Raw genomic sequence first — 17,801 nt, 5'->3', positions numbered from 1 at the left:
CTCCCTCAATAACCTAGTTAATGCATCCTATTTTGATATTTATTTCTTAAAATAATGGCTACTGCATTTGCTGAAAGTAATAAAAACATTAAAACAATAATTCCTGCTGATGCAATATTTTGGAATTCTGCTTGAGGTCTAGATGTCCAGTTAAATATTTGTATTGGCAATACTGTAAAGGAATCCATTGGCCCTCTTGGCAGAAAAGCCACATAACCTGCTGCACCTACCATAATAAGTGGTGCAGCTTCACCCATAGCCCTAGAGATAGCCAATATTGATCCCGTTAAGATACCAGGAAGTGCATATGGCAATACAACACCTGTAACCGTCTGCCACTTAGTTACTCCTAAGGCCAAAGATCCCTCTCTTAAAGAATTAGGAACACTTTTTATTGCTTCTTGTGCCGATACAATAATAACAGGCAAAATTAACAATGTTAAAGTCAGTGCACCTGACAAAATACTTCTCTCAAAATTAAAGAATCTCACAAATACAGTTAGCCCTAAAATACCATATACAATAGAAGGAACCCCTGCTAGATTTGATATATTTAGTTGTAACACCTTATTGTGCCATGTTCTTTTATCTGCGTATTCTTCCAAATATATAGCGGTTCCTACACCTATGGGAAGTGAAAATAACGCTGTAAGTCCTATTGTCCAAATACTACCTACCAAAGCTGAGAATATTCCTGCTTTTTGGGGAAATCTCGAAGGCATACTTGTGATAAAGTCCCAGTTTATCCACTCAAGTCCAGTTCTTAAGACTTGAAATATTAAAAGGAATAATGCTACTATCCCGAATCCTATTGATAACAAGAGTAATCCATGGAATAATGAATTTTTAAATTTTCTAATTCTGGTATTTTTAGATGTTTTATTCTTTTTAATTTGATTTTGCATACCTATATCCATTAATATTCCTCCCTGTATTTATTCACAATTCTTCTAGCTAAAATATTCAACATCAATGTAATTAGAAAAAGTAATGCACCTACAGCAAATAAGGTCTTATATTCTACAGTTCCATGTTGAATATCTCCTAAGCTTATATTTACCATAAATCCTGTCATTGTTTGTATGCTGTTTAAAGGATTCAGTGTTAATACAGGACTTTGGCCTGCAGCAATAGCTACAATCATGGTTTCCCCAATAGCACGAGATATTGCTAGTACGAATGCGGATCCAATACTCGATAATGCAGCTGGCACAATTACCCTCGTAGCTACTTCAAATTTAGTAGAAGCAAGAGCGTATGCCCCTTGCCTTATAGAATCAGGAACAGCCATCATTGCATCCTCACTTAGGGATGCCACCATAGGTATAATCATGATTCCTACTGCGATACTAGCACTTGCTGCATTAAAAACCTGAGTCTCCGGCAAGATTCTCTGTAAAATTGGAGTTATAAAATTCAATGCAAAAAAGCCATATACAATGGATGGAATTCCAGCTAATATTTCTAGTACAGGTTTAATAACCTTGCGCACCTTCTTTGGTGCATACTCACTAAGATAAATTGCACTACCTAATCCTAGAGGAAGAGCGATAATACTAGATCCAACCGCAATCATCATTGTACCTATTAATAAAGGTAAGATACCGAAGTTTCTCGGCTGTAAAGTAGGCGTCCATTTAGTACTAGTAAAGAATTCTACTATAGATACTTCTTTAAAAAAGCTAAAAGTTTCTCCAAATAATGTAAATACAATTGCTACTGTAGTCAAAATAGATATCATAGCGCAAATTAATAATATTTTTTCAATAATAAACTCTCCGTTTTTAATTTTATTCTTTTTTTCTTTTCTGCTTTCCATCATAGACCTCCCACTAAAACATTCTTAATTATCGTGTTTAATCATCAAGTTTATTATATTGATAACATAGTTGCATCTTTACTATAGCAATCGCCCTCAACTTTCTTGAAGGCGTTTCCTATATATACTTTATATATTTATTTAATACTTTCTAATTCAGCTTCGTACTCTTCATCTGGTAGTGCTATATAGCCTACCTCCCTAACAATATCTTTTGCTGTTTCTAAATAGAAAGTTATAAATTCTTTCACTTCTAGTCTAGCTAAAGAATCATTATTTACGTAAATAAATATTGGTCTTGATAGTGGTGCATATGCTCCACTTTTAATAGTGTCATACGTTGGTTCGACAGGTCCATCTCCATTATCGATAGGAACAGTTTTTACCTTATCTTTGTTCTCTTCATAGTAAGCATACCCAAAGAATCCTAATGCATTTTTATCTCCTGCAATCCCTTGTACCAAAATGTTATCATCTTCGCTTCCTGTAAAATCTGGTCTAATAGCACCACTTTCACCATTTATTTCTTCTGTAAAATAATCAAATGTACCAGAATCTGTTCCTGGAGCATAGAACTTAATTTGTTCTGCTGGCCACTCTGGTCTAACATCACTCCACATTTTTATATTACTATCTGGCGCCCAAATTTTCTTCAATTCATCTACAGTCAAGTTATCTACCCAAGTATTTTGTGGATTTACCAATACGGATAATCCATCAAATGCAACCTTTAGCTCCGTGTATTCCACACCGTTTGCCTTGGCATCCTTAGCTTCTTGATCTTTTATAGGCCTAGAAGCATCATTTACATCTGTCTCTTTAGCAATAAACTTTTTGAATCCCCCACCTGTACCAGAAACACCTACTGGAACTCGTACATCTGAGTTTACGGCTCTAAATTCTTCTGCAATAGCTTCTGTTATTGGAAATACAGTAGATGAACCATCAATTCTAATTTCTCCGGATAATTTTCCTTCATTACCTTTAAGTGCTTGTCCTGATTTATCTGGCGATTTGCTCCCACAACCTGCTAAAATAAGCATTGCTATTACTAAAATGATAGATAGGCTTGTAAATTTGTTTTTAAATAATTTCATTTAAAATTCTCCCTTCATTACTTTAAATTTTAATTCTTATGAAATATTTCATAAGAGTGCTAATAATATTTTAATTGTGTTTTTATATTAAGTATTTAGTTTTTAATTTTTACTCTTTCCTAAAAAGCTGATAATCTTATTCTAATCAGTTGTGTTAATATTCATTTTTCAGATTCTTGATTTGCTATCTCTTTTTATTTCTGCACCTTCTTGCAATTTTAGACTTATAATGTACATATCTTATAAACAGTAACCCTATACAAACTCCAATTAATACGTATACATTTTCCATCTCATCTGATCACCTCTCAATTAGTATTAACTTTCCTGTTCTATTTCATTATATCATGATATCCTGATATGTAAATAGGTGCTATGTTAATTTTATGTTAAGTAATATAAAAACCCCTTATACTTTTCAAATTTAAAGTTTAAGAGGTTTGAATATAATAAGAAAATATCTAAACACACTAGATTAATATTTTTAATCAAAACTAAAAATAGAGTGTTATTCCTAGTCAACTTTTTTAGGCCTAAGCATGCAAGCGCATCCACCGTTAAGTTCATATCTTAAATCTTTTATTAATGGAAGCCCATCTTTATCCCATGCTACTACTCCACCAGCCAAGTATGCTACTTGAGGATATCCCTGATCATGGAAAAATTTTGATATTTCAGGGCTTTTTAGGCCTACACTGTCGGCGATAATCAATCGTTTTTCCTTAGGAATTTCATGAAATTTTTCTTTGTAGGTACTATATGAAAGCAAATATACAGTATGAACACCAAAAACACGGTAATTAGTTTCATATTCTGGCCGTATATCAATAATTACTGCCCCATCTTGAATGTGAGCATATGCTTCTCTTGGAGAAAGGGCGACTGGGTTTTTCTGAAATTCATTTCTAACATCAGAATGACTCATAAATTTTTCCTCCTCTTTTATTTTCTACTAGGAGCCTCACCATCAAGACTCAAGATGAGTCCCGGGAACTTTGTTGTATACACAATAAAAGATAAGCCATCTACTTTACTTGCTTAGATGACTTATCTTTAACGTCGAAATTTATATTCTATTTAATATTTAAGTTAAAAAGTTATTATTCCTTATTTATTAATTTCCCTTACTTACTTCAGGAAACCAATGCCTTGTATTATTTGCAATTTTAACTAAGGCAAGCATTGTTGGTACTTCGACTAATACTCCAACTACTGTTGCTAATGCTGCTCCTGATTGTAATCCAAATAATGATATTGCTACTGCAACTGAAAGCTCAAAGAAGTTACTTGCACCGATCATTCCAGCTGGTGCAGCTACATTATGAGGAAGTTTCCAAGCCTTTGCCCAGCCATAAGCAAAGAAAAAGATAAAAAATGTCTGAATAGTTAATGGAACTGCAATTAAAACAATATGGAACGGATTGTTCATAATAACATCACCTTGGAATGAGAATAGCATAATTAATGTTAAAAGTAGTCCAATAGTAGTAATATTGTCGAATTTTTTTAGAAAAACATTTTCAAAATAATCCATTCCTCTATTTTTAATAACATATTTCCTTGATAAATATCCAGCTAATAAAGGAATAACTACGAATAATATCGTTGATAATATCAATGTATCTAGTGGAACTGAAACATCTCCAACACCTAGTAAGAATGCTACAATCGGCGTAAAAGCTACTAATATTATTAGGTCATTAACTGCTACCTGAACTAGTGTATAAGCTGGATTTCCTTTAGTTAAATGACTCCAAACAAATACCATAGCTGTACAAGGAGCAGCCCCTAATAATACGGCGCCTGCAAGATACTCTGTTGCTAAGGCATCTGGAATAAAATTAGCAAATATAACTTTTAAAAACAACCAAGCAAAGAAAAACATTGTAAATGGTTTAATTAGCCAGTTTGTAGCGCATGTAACAATTAATCCTTTTGGCATTTTTAAAGCTTCCACTATACTTGAAAAATCAATTTTTAACATCATTGGATATATCATTAACCAAATTAAAATTGCTGTAGGAATAGATACTTGTGCATATTCCCATTGACTTAATGTTTCAGGAATAACTGGTAAAAACCGACCTACTGCTACTCCAATTACAATACAAGCAGCTACCCAAACAGTTAAGTATCTTTGAAAAGAACCTAATCCACTTCCTTTTTGTTCAACATTTTCATTACTCATTACATAACCTCCATTCAATAAAATTTATAATTTATTTATTTATTATTAGTGCCATATTAATAATCTATAGTTCTCCATTTTCTACTCTTTTAATAAGATCTTCTACTTTAGCCTTAATTAAATTCCTGGTATTTCTAAATCCTTCAATTGGTCCACCTGATGGGTCTTCAAGTCCCCAGTCTTCAGTATGGCTGCATGGTACAAAAGGGCAAGCTACGTTACAACCCATAGTAATTAGAATATCTACTTCTTCTGGTATATCCGTTAGAAGCTTTGGATAATGCTCACTCATATCAAGTCCCGCTTCCTCCATTACCTGAACCGCTCCAGGCTTTACTTCATGGTAATTCTCTGTTCCTGCTGAATATACTTCAAGTACATGACTTCCCAGTTTTTTTGCCCATGCTTCTGCCATTTGAGATCTACATGAATTATGAACACACACAAATGCTACTTTTTTCTTCATATTAATTCCTCCATTTTCATTAGTATCCGTCTAAGGTTAACTTTTTCCACTTTAATAACTTTGATACAGATATTATAATTTCTTCGCGTTCTGACTCTAACTTTTTAGGATAGTATAAAGTGATATTTTCTAAACTATATTTTTTGTAATCATCCAGATTACTTTCAGGCTCCCCTAGATGTATCACTGGTACATCTACTACGCCTGAATGACATCATCCTTTTTTACTATATCGAATAGTTGCGCATTTGCCATTCTCAAAAATATATGAGATAGCACCTTGATCTATGGTAATTTTCATAGACCTTCACCTTACCTCTCACTTAAATGACAATCAACTTTAGAACAATCATTAATATGTCCTTTGCAGATACAGTTCTCTTTCGTAGATGTTAATTGTTTAATAAATCCTTGTAGTTCATCTACCCTTTCCATATTAATTGAATAAAACACCCATTTCCCTTCTTTTCTTGCATCAACAAGCTCACACTTTTGAAGTACTTTCATATGATGGGAAATCGTTGGTTGGGTCAAATTTAAAACATCCATAATATCACAAGCGCAAAGCTCACCACATGAGATCATATCTAAAATTAAAAGTCTATTTTTATCGCTTAGGGCTTTGAATATCTCAATTTTATCTTCTATTAAAATCACCTTCTCACTTGTATACATGAGTATCATGCATATTATAAGTCAAATTTTTATCATTAGTCATTAAAAATACAATTATTATTTTTTCATATATTTATCCTAAAGTATTTCCTGTAAAAATATTATAAAAGGGATAAGCCATCGCCTAAAGTAGTGTGGATGACTTATCTAAAGCTTAATTACATTCTTTGTAGAACTCGATAAGCTTTATAACTATCAACTTTACCAGAAAATGCTGGTCTTCCTCCTATTAATGTAATAGGTAGTTGATAACCTTTATCTATTACTTTTTTTGCATTTTCATACTGCGATAAATCACTTTCTTCTATATCAATAAATTCCATTTCAAACTTATCTTTAACATCTGTTTGTTCAAGAAATTTATAAAGTTCATTATACATTTCTATTGTTGTTGGATCCTCACTAGGACCGCAGTCTGTGCTTGGTCCTCAGCCACATTGTTCTTTAACTACTTCATCCTTAATTCCAAACATTTGAACTTTGATTTTTTCTTCCATAAGATCTCCTCCACTAATTATCTTTATTGAATTTAGCTAATTGGGAGTAAAACTCCCAATCAACTAATTTTTGCCTTATCAATCTACTTAAAGGTTCTATTTTAAAAGTTTACTTAGGTTTTCACCTTTTACTTCTTCGTGAGTCCACTTAATAACTGCAAAGTTTCCTTTGGATACTTCATTTACTTTATTGATCCACCCAACCTCATTACCTGCTTTTACTTTTAAAATATCATTTGTTGTATTAGTAGCATAAAAGCTTGAGTTAATAACCCACCATTTAACAAAAATATCGGCTCTCTCTAAATCTTCTTTCAGTCTTATTGCTTCGTAAACTGGAGTGGCCTCAGGCAGCGTTATAATTAAAACTTCAGTGTGCTTCTCATCTCTTAGTTTTGGCAGTAAGTTCTTAACAGATTCTGGTGTATCTCCTTGGGATCTTTGAATTTCCTTGTGATAACTTTGAGTTGAATCTAGCAATAATAGTGTATGTCCTGTAGGTGCTGTATCAATTACTACAACTTCATTTTCTGACCTTTCCACTATTTCTGCAAATGCTCTAAACACTGCTATTTCTTGAGTACATGGTGATCTTAGGTCCTCTTCTATATAGGCTAAATCATCACCACTCATTGTCTCTCTTGCTTTACTTAATACTTCTTCTTTATATTTTTCTAGCTCTTTTTTCTCATCAATATTGCTTATAGTAATACCATAACCTTCCTCTAAAACAAATTTTAAGTGTGCCGCTGGGTCCGTTGTTGTTAGATGTACTTTCTTACCTTTCTTTGCTAGTTCTAGAGCAACAGTAGCTGCTATTGTAGTTTTACCTACGCCACCTTTACCCATGGTAAAAATCACTTTTTTATCAGATTTATATAAATCCTCAATTACATCATTTAAATTAGGAATCTTATCCACATTTAAGACTTCAGTACTATGCTTAATATTATCACTGTTAAAAAAGGATCTAACATTTTCTATTCCAGTTACATTATAAGGTCTTAATGGAATTTCAAAAGCTTGAATTGATTTAATCCCTTCTGGCATATTGTCTAATGCAGATTTTTGTTTAATATAAATAGATGTTGAAAGTTCGTCATCATGTACTTTAAGTACTCCATTTACTACTAAAAGTTGATTGTTTACTCCTATATCTTGAAGCTCTATAGAAGCTCTTTCAGCTTCTTTTAGTGCTGATTCTTCTGGACGAGATACTAAAATCAGTGTAGTTTTTCCTCCATCAGCTAAGTTTTCCACTGCATGCTTGTAAATTTCTTTTTTATCTTCAAGACCTGATAACTGTCCTAAACAGGATGCACCATGGGTGTTTTCGCTAATAAAATTAGTCCATGCTGAAGGTAATTGAAGCATTCTTAATGTATGACCTGTAGGTGCAGTATCGAATATAATGTGATCGTATTCCTTTGATGCCTTTTCATCAGTTATGAAACCTGAGAATTCATTAAACGCTGCTATTTCAACTGTACAAGATCCTGAAAGTTGTTCTTCCATATTTGTAAGTACTGCTTCAGGAAGCTTTCCTCTGTATGGAGCTATTACACTTTCCTTATATTCTGCTGCTGCCTTTTCTGGTTCAAAGTTCGCTACTACTAAATTCGGTACTTCTTTTATAGGTACACCTTTGTTGTTTAATTCTGTATTAAATACATCCTGCAGGTTTGAAGCTGGATCAGTACTTATAAGCATAATTTTTTTACCTTTATCTGCTAAAGCTACTGCAATAGCACAAGCTGTTGATGTTTTGCCAACTCCTCCTTTTCCTGTAAAAAATAAGTATTTTGTTAAGTTGATCTCCGCTGGATCAAAGTTTTTAAGTAACATTTATATTCATCTCCTTTATATTATTAGCAACAACCACTATTCGGATCACAGCATCCTTTATCTTCATTCTTATTTGAAGCTTTTAAGTAATCTTCTGTAATATTAAGTAAAGAGCAAATCTCTTCATTATTTGGATAGCCTTTAGTTTTTACAACTTTACCATCAACCATTACAACTGGTAAAATTTCAATTCCTTCTTTATCTAACATACTATTTATTTCTTGGTTTTGAACGAATATCAAAGGATTACTAGTTAGATTATGTCTTTCAACTACTACTCCATTGCTTTTCAGATTACTAAGTACAGTAGAAACTCTTAAAAGCTCCTTATCAACAGATGGACCACAAACTCCTGTAGAACAGCACATAGCTGGTTCAAATATAACCATTTTTTTCATGTACAATCACTCCTATTTTTTATTTAAACTAAAATTTAATTTTTTAAAAAGTCTTTAAATAACTAGTCATTTCACATAGATAACTATCTATGTGTTAAGTATAGACCATCATCTATATGTTGTCAATATAATTCCACTATTTTATTATTATATTTTTCTAAAAATATATACCTTAATTTACGGACACTGTATTACTCCATGTGCCCAAAGACACGCTCCACACACAGGAGCTCTACTTCCAAAACAATCCTCTTTATTAGATTTTAAGTTATCGCAGCCTCCGCAGGTTTGACAGGGAGAGAAATTAAATTTATCTACACTATCTCTAAACATAGAATATTCTTCAGAATTCCAAATATCTATTAGTTTTGCTTCCGATATATGTCCTAATGTGTAGGCTTCTATATTTCTCTCGTAATCATGTGAATATGTTAGATAGGAATGAAGTAATCCCATGCAAGGAGCCACTTTACCATCCCATCTTATAAAGGTACATCTCTCTTTTATAAATTTGCAGCTTCTTTCATAATTATTGTTTCTGTTACCCATAGGATTTATATTTCCATTACATCTATATAATAAATGTAGGGAATCTTTAGTTGTATTGTTATAATCAAATCTAGGAATACGTATGTCAGTTTTCATATGTGAAGGAAATAAAATATCATCTGAAACTACACTCTCATATAATATCTCTTTTTGCATTTCCTTATCATATGGCAGTACATTGCTGATTGATACCTTCTTTGCTTCCACTTTTCTAATAAGCTTATGAAGATTGCCCAGTTCTTTTACATTTGATTTCATTGCTACAAAAGCAATCCCTAGTTCAATTTCATGATCATATAAATTACTGATTTTTTTTAGTATCTGTAATCGATCCATTATACTAACAAAATTTGCACCTTTTCTTACTTCATCAAATTTTTCAGAATCAGTACCATCAAAAGAAACCCATAAAGTATCCAGCTGGCTTTCAAATAGTCCTTTAATGAACTTTTCACTTAAAAGTGTGCCATTAGTTGTCATTTCAACTCTTACACCAATGGACTTAGCTTTTTTTATCATATAAAGTATTTCACTATGATATGTTGGCTCACCAAAACCACCAAACATAATAGTCTGTAGATTTTTAAACTTTTTAAGTTGCTCAATTAAACTATTAAATACTTCTATTTTCATTTCTCCCATGGTTTCACTCCAAGTATTCCTAATACATGTGGTGCACCTAAGATTACACTTGGTTGTTGGTTCAATGTATACTTTTGATAGGCTATGAATGTTCGGTAGTATCTCTATATACTCTCCGTTGATTATCAGTTTAACATTATTAGAATCTGACAATCCAAGTTTGCTTAAAACTGATTTTGGTAATGTTAAATTTCCATCCTTGCCTAATAAAACAGTTTCTTGAACTAATCTTTCATCTCCCTTTAATGGCACTGAAATCCCCCCTATGGTTTATTTCATTTTGTTATACTTTCACCTATATCATCAAATAACTTTTTTAATAGATTTAATAAATCTACATTAATTGAATATTTTGTCCATACGCCTTCGCGCCTACTATCAACCAAACCACTTTCACTTAATATCTTCATATGGTAAGAAAGCGTGGGCTGTGTTATATGAAATTCTTCTAGCATATCGCAAGCGCAAAGTTCTCCCTTTGAAAGCATATTAAATATCTTTACTCTTGTTTCATCACCTAGAGCTTTTAAAAGTAAAGCATATTGTTTATAATCCTTATTCAATTCAGTCACCTCTATTTTAATTTAACTTTTGTATTTACACTTATCTATATCCATTATATTCCTACAAATAGATATGTGTCAATGTATTTTCTATTTTCATCATAAAAAAAAGGCGAACTAGTCACCTTTATCTATTCTCTTATGTTAATTATTTTTTCTAAATCGAAATTAATAATTAAGGCATCTGTATTTTTCTTCTGAGGTTTCTTTAATAATTTCCCTAGCTAGATTAATAATATCATTAACTTTATTATTACTAATGCTATAATAAATATACTTACCTTCCTGTCTATCGTTAACTAGGTCGCATTCTCTTAAACACTTCAGATGATTAGAGATAGATGATTGACTCATCCCTGTAATTTCTACAATCTCTGACACAGTTCGCTCACCATCTTTTAATACTTCAAAAATACATAAACGAGAATAGTCAGCAAATCCCTTAAGTAACTTGCTCGTTAGTCGGAGGCTAGCAATTTCCTCTTTTTTCAATAACATATCCATTTCGTACTTCCTCTCTACTTCTTAATTCCTAATTATTAATAAATTTTCTTTATGTCTATTGTTCTAAAATCAGATATTTAATAAATATATCATATCACTTCATTATAACATAATATTATAATATATTAATTTTCCTTTACAAAATTTTACCCAATCTTAACATTTCTCCAAACTCTTTTAACAAACTCGTTTTGCTCATGTCTTCTATTACTTTATCTATATCATAACTTACTCGTATGATTTCAATATTTACTTTTTCATTTAATTCAAGTAATACATAGCTTGCTCTATTATCACCATCTTTAGGCTTCCCTACACTTCCTGGATTAATAATTAATTTATTTCCAATCCATTTAATAAATGGTAAATGGGTATGTCCCAACAGCAATATATCAGTATTCAGTTCCTCAATTACTTCCTGTAATCTGTCTTGCTGATTATCATAGATATACTCAGTAATTGAGCTAGGGCTTCCATGATAAGCTGAAATCACCTTACCATTGAAATTACATTCCAATTGTTCCGGTAATTGTCTTAATATTATCTTATTTTCTTCCTTTGTATTTTCCTCAGTCCATCTTAATGAATTCTGACTTTGTAATAGTTTTACTTTAGAATCCAGATGACAACCACAATACGGCAAATAAAAACCCACTGCTTCATCATAGTTCCCCATAATAGTAGATATTCCCAATTGACTAATTTTCTCGATTACTTCATTAGGATGTGGACCGTATCCCACTAAATCTCCTAAACATATAATTTCTTCACAACTATTTGATTTTATGCTGTCTAAAACAGCATTTAATGCCACTATATTACTATGAATATCTGATATAACAGCGATTTTCAAAACTCCACAACTCCCTATACTTATTTTAATGTGATATTTACCCTATATCCTAGTATTCAACCAGCTTTGTTCCCAATATCTTCACATCATCATAATCGTGAGTTACTAATACTACAGGAATTTTAAATTCATCGAGAAAGTATTTTATTTCTTGTCGTACGATTTTACGCAGATTAATATCGATAGCCGTGAAGGGCTCATCTAAAAATTATGAGGTACTACATTGTAGTACCTCTTATTTTACATAAAATTACTTACTTAAAAATAATTCAACAATATGGTCTACTAACTTTTCAACTTCTGTAAAACCAAATTGTGGCACGTCTTTATCAAACTTTACATCAGTAACTAGGCCGAATAATTCATGATCTTCACACAGCAAACATTCTGCTGCCTCTGTTCTAAAAACTTCTAGTTTAGGCTTGTTTTCTCTTTTATAACCTTCTGTGATTATAATATCTACATTATCAATTTTACTAATAATCTCGTCAAGTGTGTATTCTTTTTCTACCTTTTCAATCATGGCAAATTTTTGTGGTGAAGATATCATAACAATATCTGAGCCTGCTTGTCCATGTTTCCATGTATCTTTACCAGGATGATCTATATCAAACCCATGTACATCATGTTTAATAGTGGCTACTCTATATCCTCTTTTCTTTAGTTCCTGAATTATATTGCATAATACTGTTGTTTTACCTGTATTTGAATTTTTTCCTACTATAGATATTGCTGGTATCATTATAGCACCTCCGGATGATCTAATAATTGAACTTCTATCTTCTGCCCCTCTAAATAAGGACCTGTGTTTCCTGGTATATAGAAAAGACTATTTGTACCCGACAAACTTGATAATACACCAGAGCTATGCTTTTTAGGAAATAGAGTATAATATGAACCATCTTTATAGTAGGTATGGGCTCTAACAAACCTATTTTGCCCACTAATCTTTTTAAAATCTGATTCTAATATTGCTTCAACCTTCATTAAGTTAAACCTTTGTCTTCCCATCATTCTTAAAATTACTGGTCTTACAAACTGCTCAAATGTAATATAAGCTGCAGCAGGATTTCCAGATAAACCAAATATTAGTTTGTTTTTATACTTTGCAACTGCAATAGGGGTTCCTGGCTTCATTCGAACTCGCCAGAATAACATTTCAGCACCTGCCTGCTGAAAAGCTTCTTTTACTAAATCACAATCGCCAACTGAAACACCACCAGTAGTAATCACAACATCTGCCCAACCTAATGCAGCATCTAGTTTTTCTTTAATAATATCTATTTCGTCAATACATACTCCTAATAATAGAGGCTTTGCTCCTATTTTTTTTATAAGAGCAGCTATCGTATATGAGTTACTATTTCTTATTTTTCCATCAGTTAAAGGGTTTTGAATTTCTACTAATTCATCCCCAGTTGAAAGAATTGCAACTCTTGGTTTTCTATAAACTTGTACAAAACTTTTTCCTAAAGTAGCTAATATTCCAATTTCGGGAGCATTTATTGTAGTACCTTTTTTAAGTACTACATCTCCAATTTCCATATCCTCGCCCATTTTACTAATATTAGATTCTGAAGGAAGAGTTACAAATATTTTAACATGTGTATCTGTAGATTCTGTGTCTTCAAATCGTATAATAACATCTGCCCCATCTGGAATTTTAGCTCCTGTCATTATACGGATTGCCTGCCCTTTTTTTATAGTTTTCCTAGATACATAACCAGCAGGTATATAGTCAATCACTTCTAATATTATAGGATTTTCATTTGATGCACCCTTAATGTCTTCTGCCCGAACTGCAAATCCATCTAGGGGTGACTTATCGAAAGGCGGCATGTTCATATCTGAAATAATATCTTCTGCTAAAATACTATCTAAGCTTTCTAATAGTGGTACTTGAATCGCCTCAGTTTGAAAATTTTGTTGAAGCAGTATTTCTAATGCTTCTTCTAGTGATACATTTGAACGCATTTTATTCCTCCTAATTTTTCCCAAAATAGCAATCTGGGAATTTACAAACTTCACATTTAATGCATTGTCCACCATAGCCTAATCTTGTTATATCTCGTCTTACGATTTTTTCACCTGCAAAAACACGAGGCAGTAGAATATCAAAAGCTGTTGTATGCGAAAACATAACGCAACCAGGAAGACCAAATACTGGAATATCGTCTAAATAAGCAACCAATAACATAGCACCCGGTAATACTGGTGTACCGTATGCTATCAGATCTGCGCCTGTAGATTTTATAGCACCTGGAGTTTTATCGTCAGGATCAACCGACATACCACCAGTAACGATAATAAGCTCCGCTCCCATTTCTTTGCACTCTATAACTTTATCTCTTATGATCTCTAATTCATCTGGAACTATAGTCTTATAAAATACATCTGCCCCAAAAGCTTTTACCTTTCTCTCAACTACTGGACCGAATTTGTCTTCTATTCTACCTTTAAAAACTTCACTTCCAGATACTATGATTGCAGTTTTAAGGTTTTTGAAAGGTCTTACTTGGAATAAAGGTGTTTTTTCTTTAAGAATATCTTCCACTGCTTCTATTTTACTTCTGTCAACTGTTAATGGAATTACTCTGCATCCCCCTATTAAGGCATCTTTTTCTATTGTTCTATTTCCATGAATAGTTGCTAAGCATATATCACCTAAATCGTTAGTTTCATCTAAGGAATCTCTATCTATTTTTAAAAGTCCCTTTTCTTTTGCTATAATATTAACTTTTCCTTCAGAAGGCTCTGTAAAGTATACGCCATCTCCGCATATCATTTTAGCAAGAGTTATCGCTGCATCGTCTTCGTGAACTTCATTTTCCTGTAATTCAAAAACATAAATATGCTCTTTTCCAATTCGTAAAAATCTTTCAACATCTTCTTCTTTTATTACATGTCCCTTTTTAAAGGCTACTCCTTTAAATGCACCTGGAACAATTTCAGTAATATCGTGTCCTAATACCATTCCAATTGCTTCTTCAGTTTTGACTACTTTCATATTAGCCTCCATTAAAAGATTATTTTTATTTAAATATCATTTCTATCATCTACTTAATGATTAATCATTTAAGGTATTATTAGCTTTTTTATCATCTAAAGAAATATCTTCTTTTACTTCTTTTGAAAATGACTTAAATTCTGATATTGCCTTACCTAAAGATTTCCCTAACTCTGGTAATTTACCTGGTCCAAAAATTATAAGAGCTATTCCTAAAATTAAAACTAATTCACTCGTACCTAATTTCCCAAACATTATAACATCCACCATTCTTTTCATTTTTAATATTAGTAAATTTTTAATCTAAACTTCTCATTTAAAATATATCTAAACAAATATATGTTATAAAATTTCTATTTTATCGCCTGGTACTACTTTTCCAGCTTTTAAAACTTTAGTAAATATACCTTCACGTGGCATAACACAGTCTCCTACTGTATGAAAAATAGCACATCTCTGATGACACTCTTTCCCTATTTGAGTTACTTCATGTAAAGTTTCACCAATAGCTAGTTTGGTTCCAATAGGCAAGCTATACAATTCAATACCTTCAGTTGTAATATTTTCTGCAAAACTTCCACTATCAAGATCGTCCATACCCATGGCTTTAATCTTATCAATACTTTCTTGACCTAATAAACTTACTTGGCGATGCCAGTTTCCACCATGAGCATCTCCTTCGATTCCGAAGTTTTCTACAAAATTTGCTTCGCTAATAGACTGTTTTGCAACTCCTTTTTTAGTACTTATATTGATTGCAACAACACTAGGCATAATTCTACCTCCATTACTAATTTTGGCTATATTTTAGTTATTATTCTTGTTAATATATATAATCTTTTCAATTCTTCTTGAAAAGGGATTTTCTTAATTCTTCCCGCTTCATACAAGCTGTACATAATTCATTGTCTTTTTCAGTTAAAACAAATTTAGCATTACACTTCTTGCATTTAATCTTTGGCTTTTCAACCTTTGGAGTATATCCTTTAAAATCATCTGATAATATATTTGTCTTTTCAATTGCCTTTTGTGGACATGTTTTTATACATTGTCCACAACTTCTACATCTCCCAGTATTAAAACTAAGAGTATATATTTCTTCAGTTTCTTCTATCTTCCAAGCTTTATAAGGACAAATAGCCTCGCAATAGTTACAGCCATTGCAACTTGAATTTACTACATAATTTGAAAACAAAGTGCTTTCCCTATTAATTTCAAAGGTTTCTTCTTTGGCTAATCCATTAACTAAATCTAAAAGTATTTGCCTATGATTTAGTGTGTTATCTTTGCTATTACTCCACATACTATTAAATATGTCTGTTGCATGATTTATAGAATCGTCTTTAATAATATGAAACAGATCTCGCCTCGTAATGGACCTTGGCGATATATTTGGTACTTCACATTCATCTAAAATGACTTCAGGTTCTTCATATGATTTTATATTTTCTAAAAAAGCTAATGCTTTTTTAAGCGAAACCTCGAAAGTTAAAGCCTTACTATCTATAGCGCATGTACTACATTTACTTAGATTGAATTTTAGTTTTTTATCTTTAAAGTGAAGCAATAATAGTGCTAATAGTTCAGGGTGTAATCCGTTTAAACAGGGAACCATCACATTGCCTTCTGATTTTCCATAATTACAACCAAATACTACTGTTTCACAACTTTTAATTGCTTTAGGTATGGTATTTTCCCCAAAATGTACCATTGAAATTGACTGACTTGGGCACTTCACCTTGCATATACCACAACCAATACAAAGTTCATCTTCAATAACAAAAGCTTGATCTCTTTTTACAATTGCTGCAGTTGGACATGATTCTATACAATTATTACATGGATCATTAGCATTTCTATAATGGAGGCAGCTTTTTTTTTCTATTTTAGGCACATTTTCTACTGCCATCTTTTGAATGAAATACTTCAATAACATTATAAACTACCTCCTTTTATCAATATTGATCTCAAGTTTAAAAACATAGCATCTTATCCTATACAAACTAAATTATTTCTGTTAACTCTTTAAATTCTTCCTTCATAGCTATGCTGTCTTCAGTATATTCTTGTCTAATAAAAGATTCTGTTGCTTTAGCAAGATTTTTGTAAAATTCTGTTTTGGCATTACTAATGATATTATTTGCAAAAGGTTTAATCCAACCTGCTAAGTGCTTCGATAAAAACTCCACCTGCAATTCTATCTTTTTCTCTGCTTCTGCCCATTCAGATTTTTCACAAGCTTCTATAGTTTGTTGAATTAAAGTACTCATAAATTCTAGCTCGACTCTAATATGGTCTGGTGGCTCTTTAAAATCCTCAGATTTTTTCAGCCCTGCTTGATGATATATTCTCATTGCATCTTGAGTTGAAACCCCCATTATTTGTCCGCGTTCCTCCATATAAACAGAACCATACGGTGGTGCCAGCAAGGTTTTGGGTCCTACAAACAAACTTAGAAAATCAAATTTCATTTCGTCTATATTGTTGTTATTATCAATTTCAACTTTCATTGCCTTTGCATAATTAGCTGCCTCGTCACTCACTAAGGATAGTACTTCATATAGATTATCTATAATCTTATCTTCTTTTAATGTTGGCTGCAATTTATAGCATTTAGCCAGTAATTGATAAGTTACGGCCCTTACTCTTTCTCTTACTAAAAAATTTTCCAAGTAATACCCTCCTTATTATTTAACTA

At 32.1% G+C, this 17,801-nt stretch carries 21 protein-coding genes and 1 pseudogene; all 22 read right to left on the bottom strand.

Annotated features, from left to right (window positions below):
* Positions 1-17 precede the first annotated feature (17 nt).
* Complete coding sequence (gene pstA / locus CLOS_RS05775; RefSeq protein ID WP_012158976.1) at positions 18-917, bottom strand: phosphate ABC transporter permease PstA; 900 nt, start codon at positions 915-917, stop codon at positions 18-20.
* The gene (gene pstC, locus CLOS_RS05770) at positions 917-1,819 is read right to left on the bottom strand and encodes a phosphate ABC transporter permease subunit PstC (protein WP_012158975.1); all 903 of its coding nucleotides are present in this window, start codon (positions 1,817-1,819) and stop codon (positions 917-919) included. Before pstC ends, pstA begins: the two co-directional genes overlap by 1 nt.
* A 137-nt stretch (positions 1,820-1,956) precedes the next feature.
* Positions 1,957-2,916: a PstS family phosphate ABC transporter substrate-binding protein gene (locus tag CLOS_RS05765; protein ID WP_012158974.1), complete on the bottom strand. Its 960-nt coding sequence runs from the start codon at positions 2,914-2,916 to the stop codon at positions 1,957-1,959.
* A gap of 514 nt (positions 2,917-3,430) precedes the next feature.
* Entirely contained in the window at positions 3,431-3,841 is a 411-nt protein-coding gene (locus CLOS_RS05760; RefSeq protein ID WP_012158973.1) for a rhodanese-like domain-containing protein, read from the bottom strand.
* A gap of 189 nt (positions 3,842-4,030) precedes the next feature.
* Complete coding sequence (gene arsB / locus CLOS_RS05755) at positions 4,031-5,104, bottom strand: ACR3 family arsenite efflux transporter (RefSeq protein WP_012158972.1); 1,074 nt, start codon at positions 5,102-5,104, stop codon at positions 4,031-4,033.
* A gap of 64 nt (positions 5,105-5,168) precedes the next feature.
* Complete coding sequence (locus tag CLOS_RS05750; protein WP_012158971.1) at positions 5,169-5,570, bottom strand: arsenate reductase ArsC; 402 nt, start codon at positions 5,568-5,570, stop codon at positions 5,169-5,171.
* 19 nt (positions 5,571-5,589) lie between these two features.
* Positions 5,590-5,772 (bottom strand): annotated as a pseudogene (locus tag CLOS_RS16510) (hypothetical protein); the annotation flags it as partial.
* 110 nt (positions 5,773-5,882) lie between these two features.
* On the bottom strand, positions 5,883-6,245 hold the full coding sequence (locus tag CLOS_RS05745; RefSeq protein ID WP_242649601.1) for an ArsR/SmtB family transcription factor: 363 nt from the start codon (positions 6,243-6,245) through the stop codon (positions 5,883-5,885).
* A 158-nt stretch (positions 6,246-6,403) separates the two neighbouring features.
* A complete protein-coding gene (locus tag CLOS_RS05740) occupies positions 6,404-6,625 on the bottom strand; it encodes a hypothetical protein (protein ID WP_012158969.1) in 222 nt (73 codons plus the stop codon).
* Positions 6,626-6,838: 213 nt separating this feature from the next.
* Complete coding sequence (gene arsA / locus CLOS_RS05735) at positions 6,839-8,587, bottom strand: arsenical pump-driving ATPase (protein ID WP_012158968.1); 1,749 nt, start codon at positions 8,585-8,587, stop codon at positions 6,839-6,841.
* Between the two features lie 23 nt (positions 8,588-8,610).
* Complete coding sequence (gene arsD, locus CLOS_RS05730; protein WP_012158967.1) at positions 8,611-8,985, bottom strand: arsenite efflux transporter metallochaperone ArsD; 375 nt, start codon at positions 8,983-8,985, stop codon at positions 8,611-8,613.
* Between the two features lie 177 nt (positions 8,986-9,162).
* Complete coding sequence (locus tag CLOS_RS05725) at positions 9,163-10,428, bottom strand: radical SAM protein (RefSeq protein ID WP_012158966.1); 1,266 nt, start codon at positions 10,426-10,428, stop codon at positions 9,163-9,165.
* Positions 10,429-10,451: 23 nt separating this feature from the next.
* Positions 10,452-10,748, bottom strand: a complete 297-nt coding sequence (locus CLOS_RS05720) for an ArsR/SmtB family transcription factor (RefSeq protein WP_408626277.1) — start codon at positions 10,746-10,748, stop codon at positions 10,452-10,454.
* 159 nt (positions 10,749-10,907) lie between these two features.
* Complete coding sequence (locus CLOS_RS05715) at positions 10,908-11,243, bottom strand: ArsR/SmtB family transcription factor (protein WP_012158964.1); 336 nt, start codon at positions 11,241-11,243, stop codon at positions 10,908-10,910.
* Between the two features lie 136 nt (positions 11,244-11,379).
* Positions 11,380-12,096 (bottom strand): metallophosphoesterase family protein, encoded by a 717-nt coding sequence (locus tag CLOS_RS05710; protein ID WP_012158963.1) that lies wholly within the window; start codon positions 12,094-12,096, stop codon positions 11,380-11,382.
* A gap of 250 nt (positions 12,097-12,346) precedes the next feature.
* Positions 12,347-12,838, bottom strand: a complete 492-nt coding sequence (gene mobB, locus CLOS_RS05705; protein ID WP_012158962.1) for a molybdopterin-guanine dinucleotide biosynthesis protein B — start codon at positions 12,836-12,838, stop codon at positions 12,347-12,349.
* On the bottom strand, positions 12,838-14,070 hold the full coding sequence (locus CLOS_RS05700; RefSeq protein WP_012158961.1) for a molybdopterin molybdotransferase MoeA: 1,233 nt from the start codon (positions 14,068-14,070) through the stop codon (positions 12,838-12,840). Before CLOS_RS05700 ends, mobB begins: the two co-directional genes overlap by 1 nt.
* 10 nt (positions 14,071-14,080) lie before the next feature.
* The gene (locus tag CLOS_RS05695; RefSeq protein WP_012158960.1) at positions 14,081-15,103 is read right to left on the bottom strand and encodes a molybdopterin-binding protein; all 1,023 of its coding nucleotides are present in this window, start codon (positions 15,101-15,103) and stop codon (positions 14,081-14,083) included.
* 60 nt (positions 15,104-15,163) lie between these two features.
* Entirely contained in the window at positions 15,164-15,382 is a 219-nt protein-coding gene (locus tag CLOS_RS05690; protein WP_408626276.1) for a twin-arginine translocase TatA/TatE family subunit, read from the bottom strand.
* Positions 15,383-15,445: 63 nt separating this feature from the next.
* Positions 15,446-15,877: an MOSC domain-containing protein gene (locus tag CLOS_RS05685; RefSeq protein WP_012158958.1), complete on the bottom strand. Its 432-nt coding sequence runs from the start codon at positions 15,875-15,877 to the stop codon at positions 15,446-15,448.
* A 67-nt stretch (positions 15,878-15,944) separates the two neighbouring features.
* Entirely contained in the window at positions 15,945-17,039 is a 1,095-nt protein-coding gene (locus CLOS_RS05680) for an ATP-binding protein (protein WP_012158957.1), read from the bottom strand.
* Positions 17,040-17,106: 67 nt separating this feature from the next.
* Positions 17,107-17,775: a TorD/DmsD family molecular chaperone gene (locus CLOS_RS05675; RefSeq protein ID WP_012158956.1), complete on the bottom strand. Its 669-nt coding sequence runs from the start codon at positions 17,773-17,775 to the stop codon at positions 17,107-17,109.
* Positions 17,776-17,801: the final 26 nt, after the last annotated feature.

The sequence above is a fragment of the Alkaliphilus oremlandii OhILAs genome, from assembly GCF_000018325.1.
Taxonomy (GTDB): Bacteria; Bacillota; Clostridia; order Peptostreptococcales; family Natronincolaceae; genus Alkaliphilus_B; species Alkaliphilus_B oremlandii.
This window is presented reverse-complemented; position numbering and strand designations above follow the sequence as displayed.

Bases quoted from the DNA above. Each gene is read 5' to 3' on its own strand.
- pstA (WP_012158976.1), bottom strand. From the start codon at position 917: ATGGATATAGGTATGCAAAATCAAATTAAAAAGAATAAAACATCTAAA.
- pstC (WP_012158975.1), bottom strand. From the start codon at position 1,819: ATGGAAAGCAGAAAAGAAAAAAAGAATAAAATTAAAAACGGAGAGTTT.
- CLOS_RS05765 (WP_012158974.1), bottom strand. From the start codon at position 2,916: ATGAAATTATTTAAAAACAAATTTACAAGCCTATCTATCATTTTAGTA.
- CLOS_RS05760 (WP_012158973.1), bottom strand. From the start codon at position 3,841: ATGAGTCATTCTGATGTTAGAAATGAATTTCAGAAAAACCCAGTCGCC.
- arsB (WP_012158972.1), bottom strand. From the start codon at position 5,104: ATGAGTAATGAAAATGTTGAACAAAAAGGAAGTGGATTAGGTTCTTTT.
- CLOS_RS05750 (WP_012158971.1), bottom strand. From the start codon at position 5,570: ATGAAGAAAAAAGTAGCATTTGTGTGTGTTCATAATTCATGTAGATCT.
- CLOS_RS05745 (WP_242649601.1), bottom strand. From the start codon at position 6,245: ATGTATACAAGTGAGAAGGTGATTTTAATAGAAGATAAAATTGAGATA.
- CLOS_RS05740 (WP_012158969.1), bottom strand. From the start codon at position 6,625: ATGTATAATGAACTTTATAAATTTCTTGAACAAACAGATGTTAAAGAT.
- arsA (WP_012158968.1), bottom strand. From the start codon at position 8,587: ATGTTACTTAAAAACTTTGATCCAGCGGAGATCAACTTAACAAAATAC.
- arsD (WP_012158967.1), bottom strand. From the start codon at position 8,985: ATGAAAAAAATGGTTATATTTGAACCAGCTATGTGCTGTTCTACAGGA.
- CLOS_RS05715 (WP_012158964.1), bottom strand. From the start codon at position 11,243: ATGGATATGTTATTGAAAAAAGAGGAAATTGCTAGCCTCCGACTAACG.
- mobB (WP_012158962.1), bottom strand. From the start codon at position 12,838: ATGATACCAGCAATATCTATAGTAGGAAAAAATTCAAATACAGGTAAA.
- CLOS_RS05700 (WP_012158961.1), bottom strand. From the start codon at position 14,070: ATGCGTTCAAATGTATCACTAGAAGAAGCATTAGAAATACTGCTTCAA.
- CLOS_RS05695 (WP_012158960.1), bottom strand. From the start codon at position 15,103: ATGAAAGTAGTCAAAACTGAAGAAGCAATTGGAATGGTATTAGGACAC.
- CLOS_RS05690 (WP_408626276.1), bottom strand. From the start codon at position 15,382: ATGAAAAGAATGGTGGATGTTATAATGTTTGGGAAATTAGGTACGAGT.
- CLOS_RS05685 (WP_012158958.1), bottom strand. From the start codon at position 15,877: ATGCCTAGTGTTGTTGCAATCAATATAAGTACTAAAAAAGGAGTTGCA.
- CLOS_RS05680 (WP_012158957.1), bottom strand. From the start codon at position 17,039: ATGTTATTGAAGTATTTCATTCAAAAGATGGCAGTAGAAAATGTGCCT.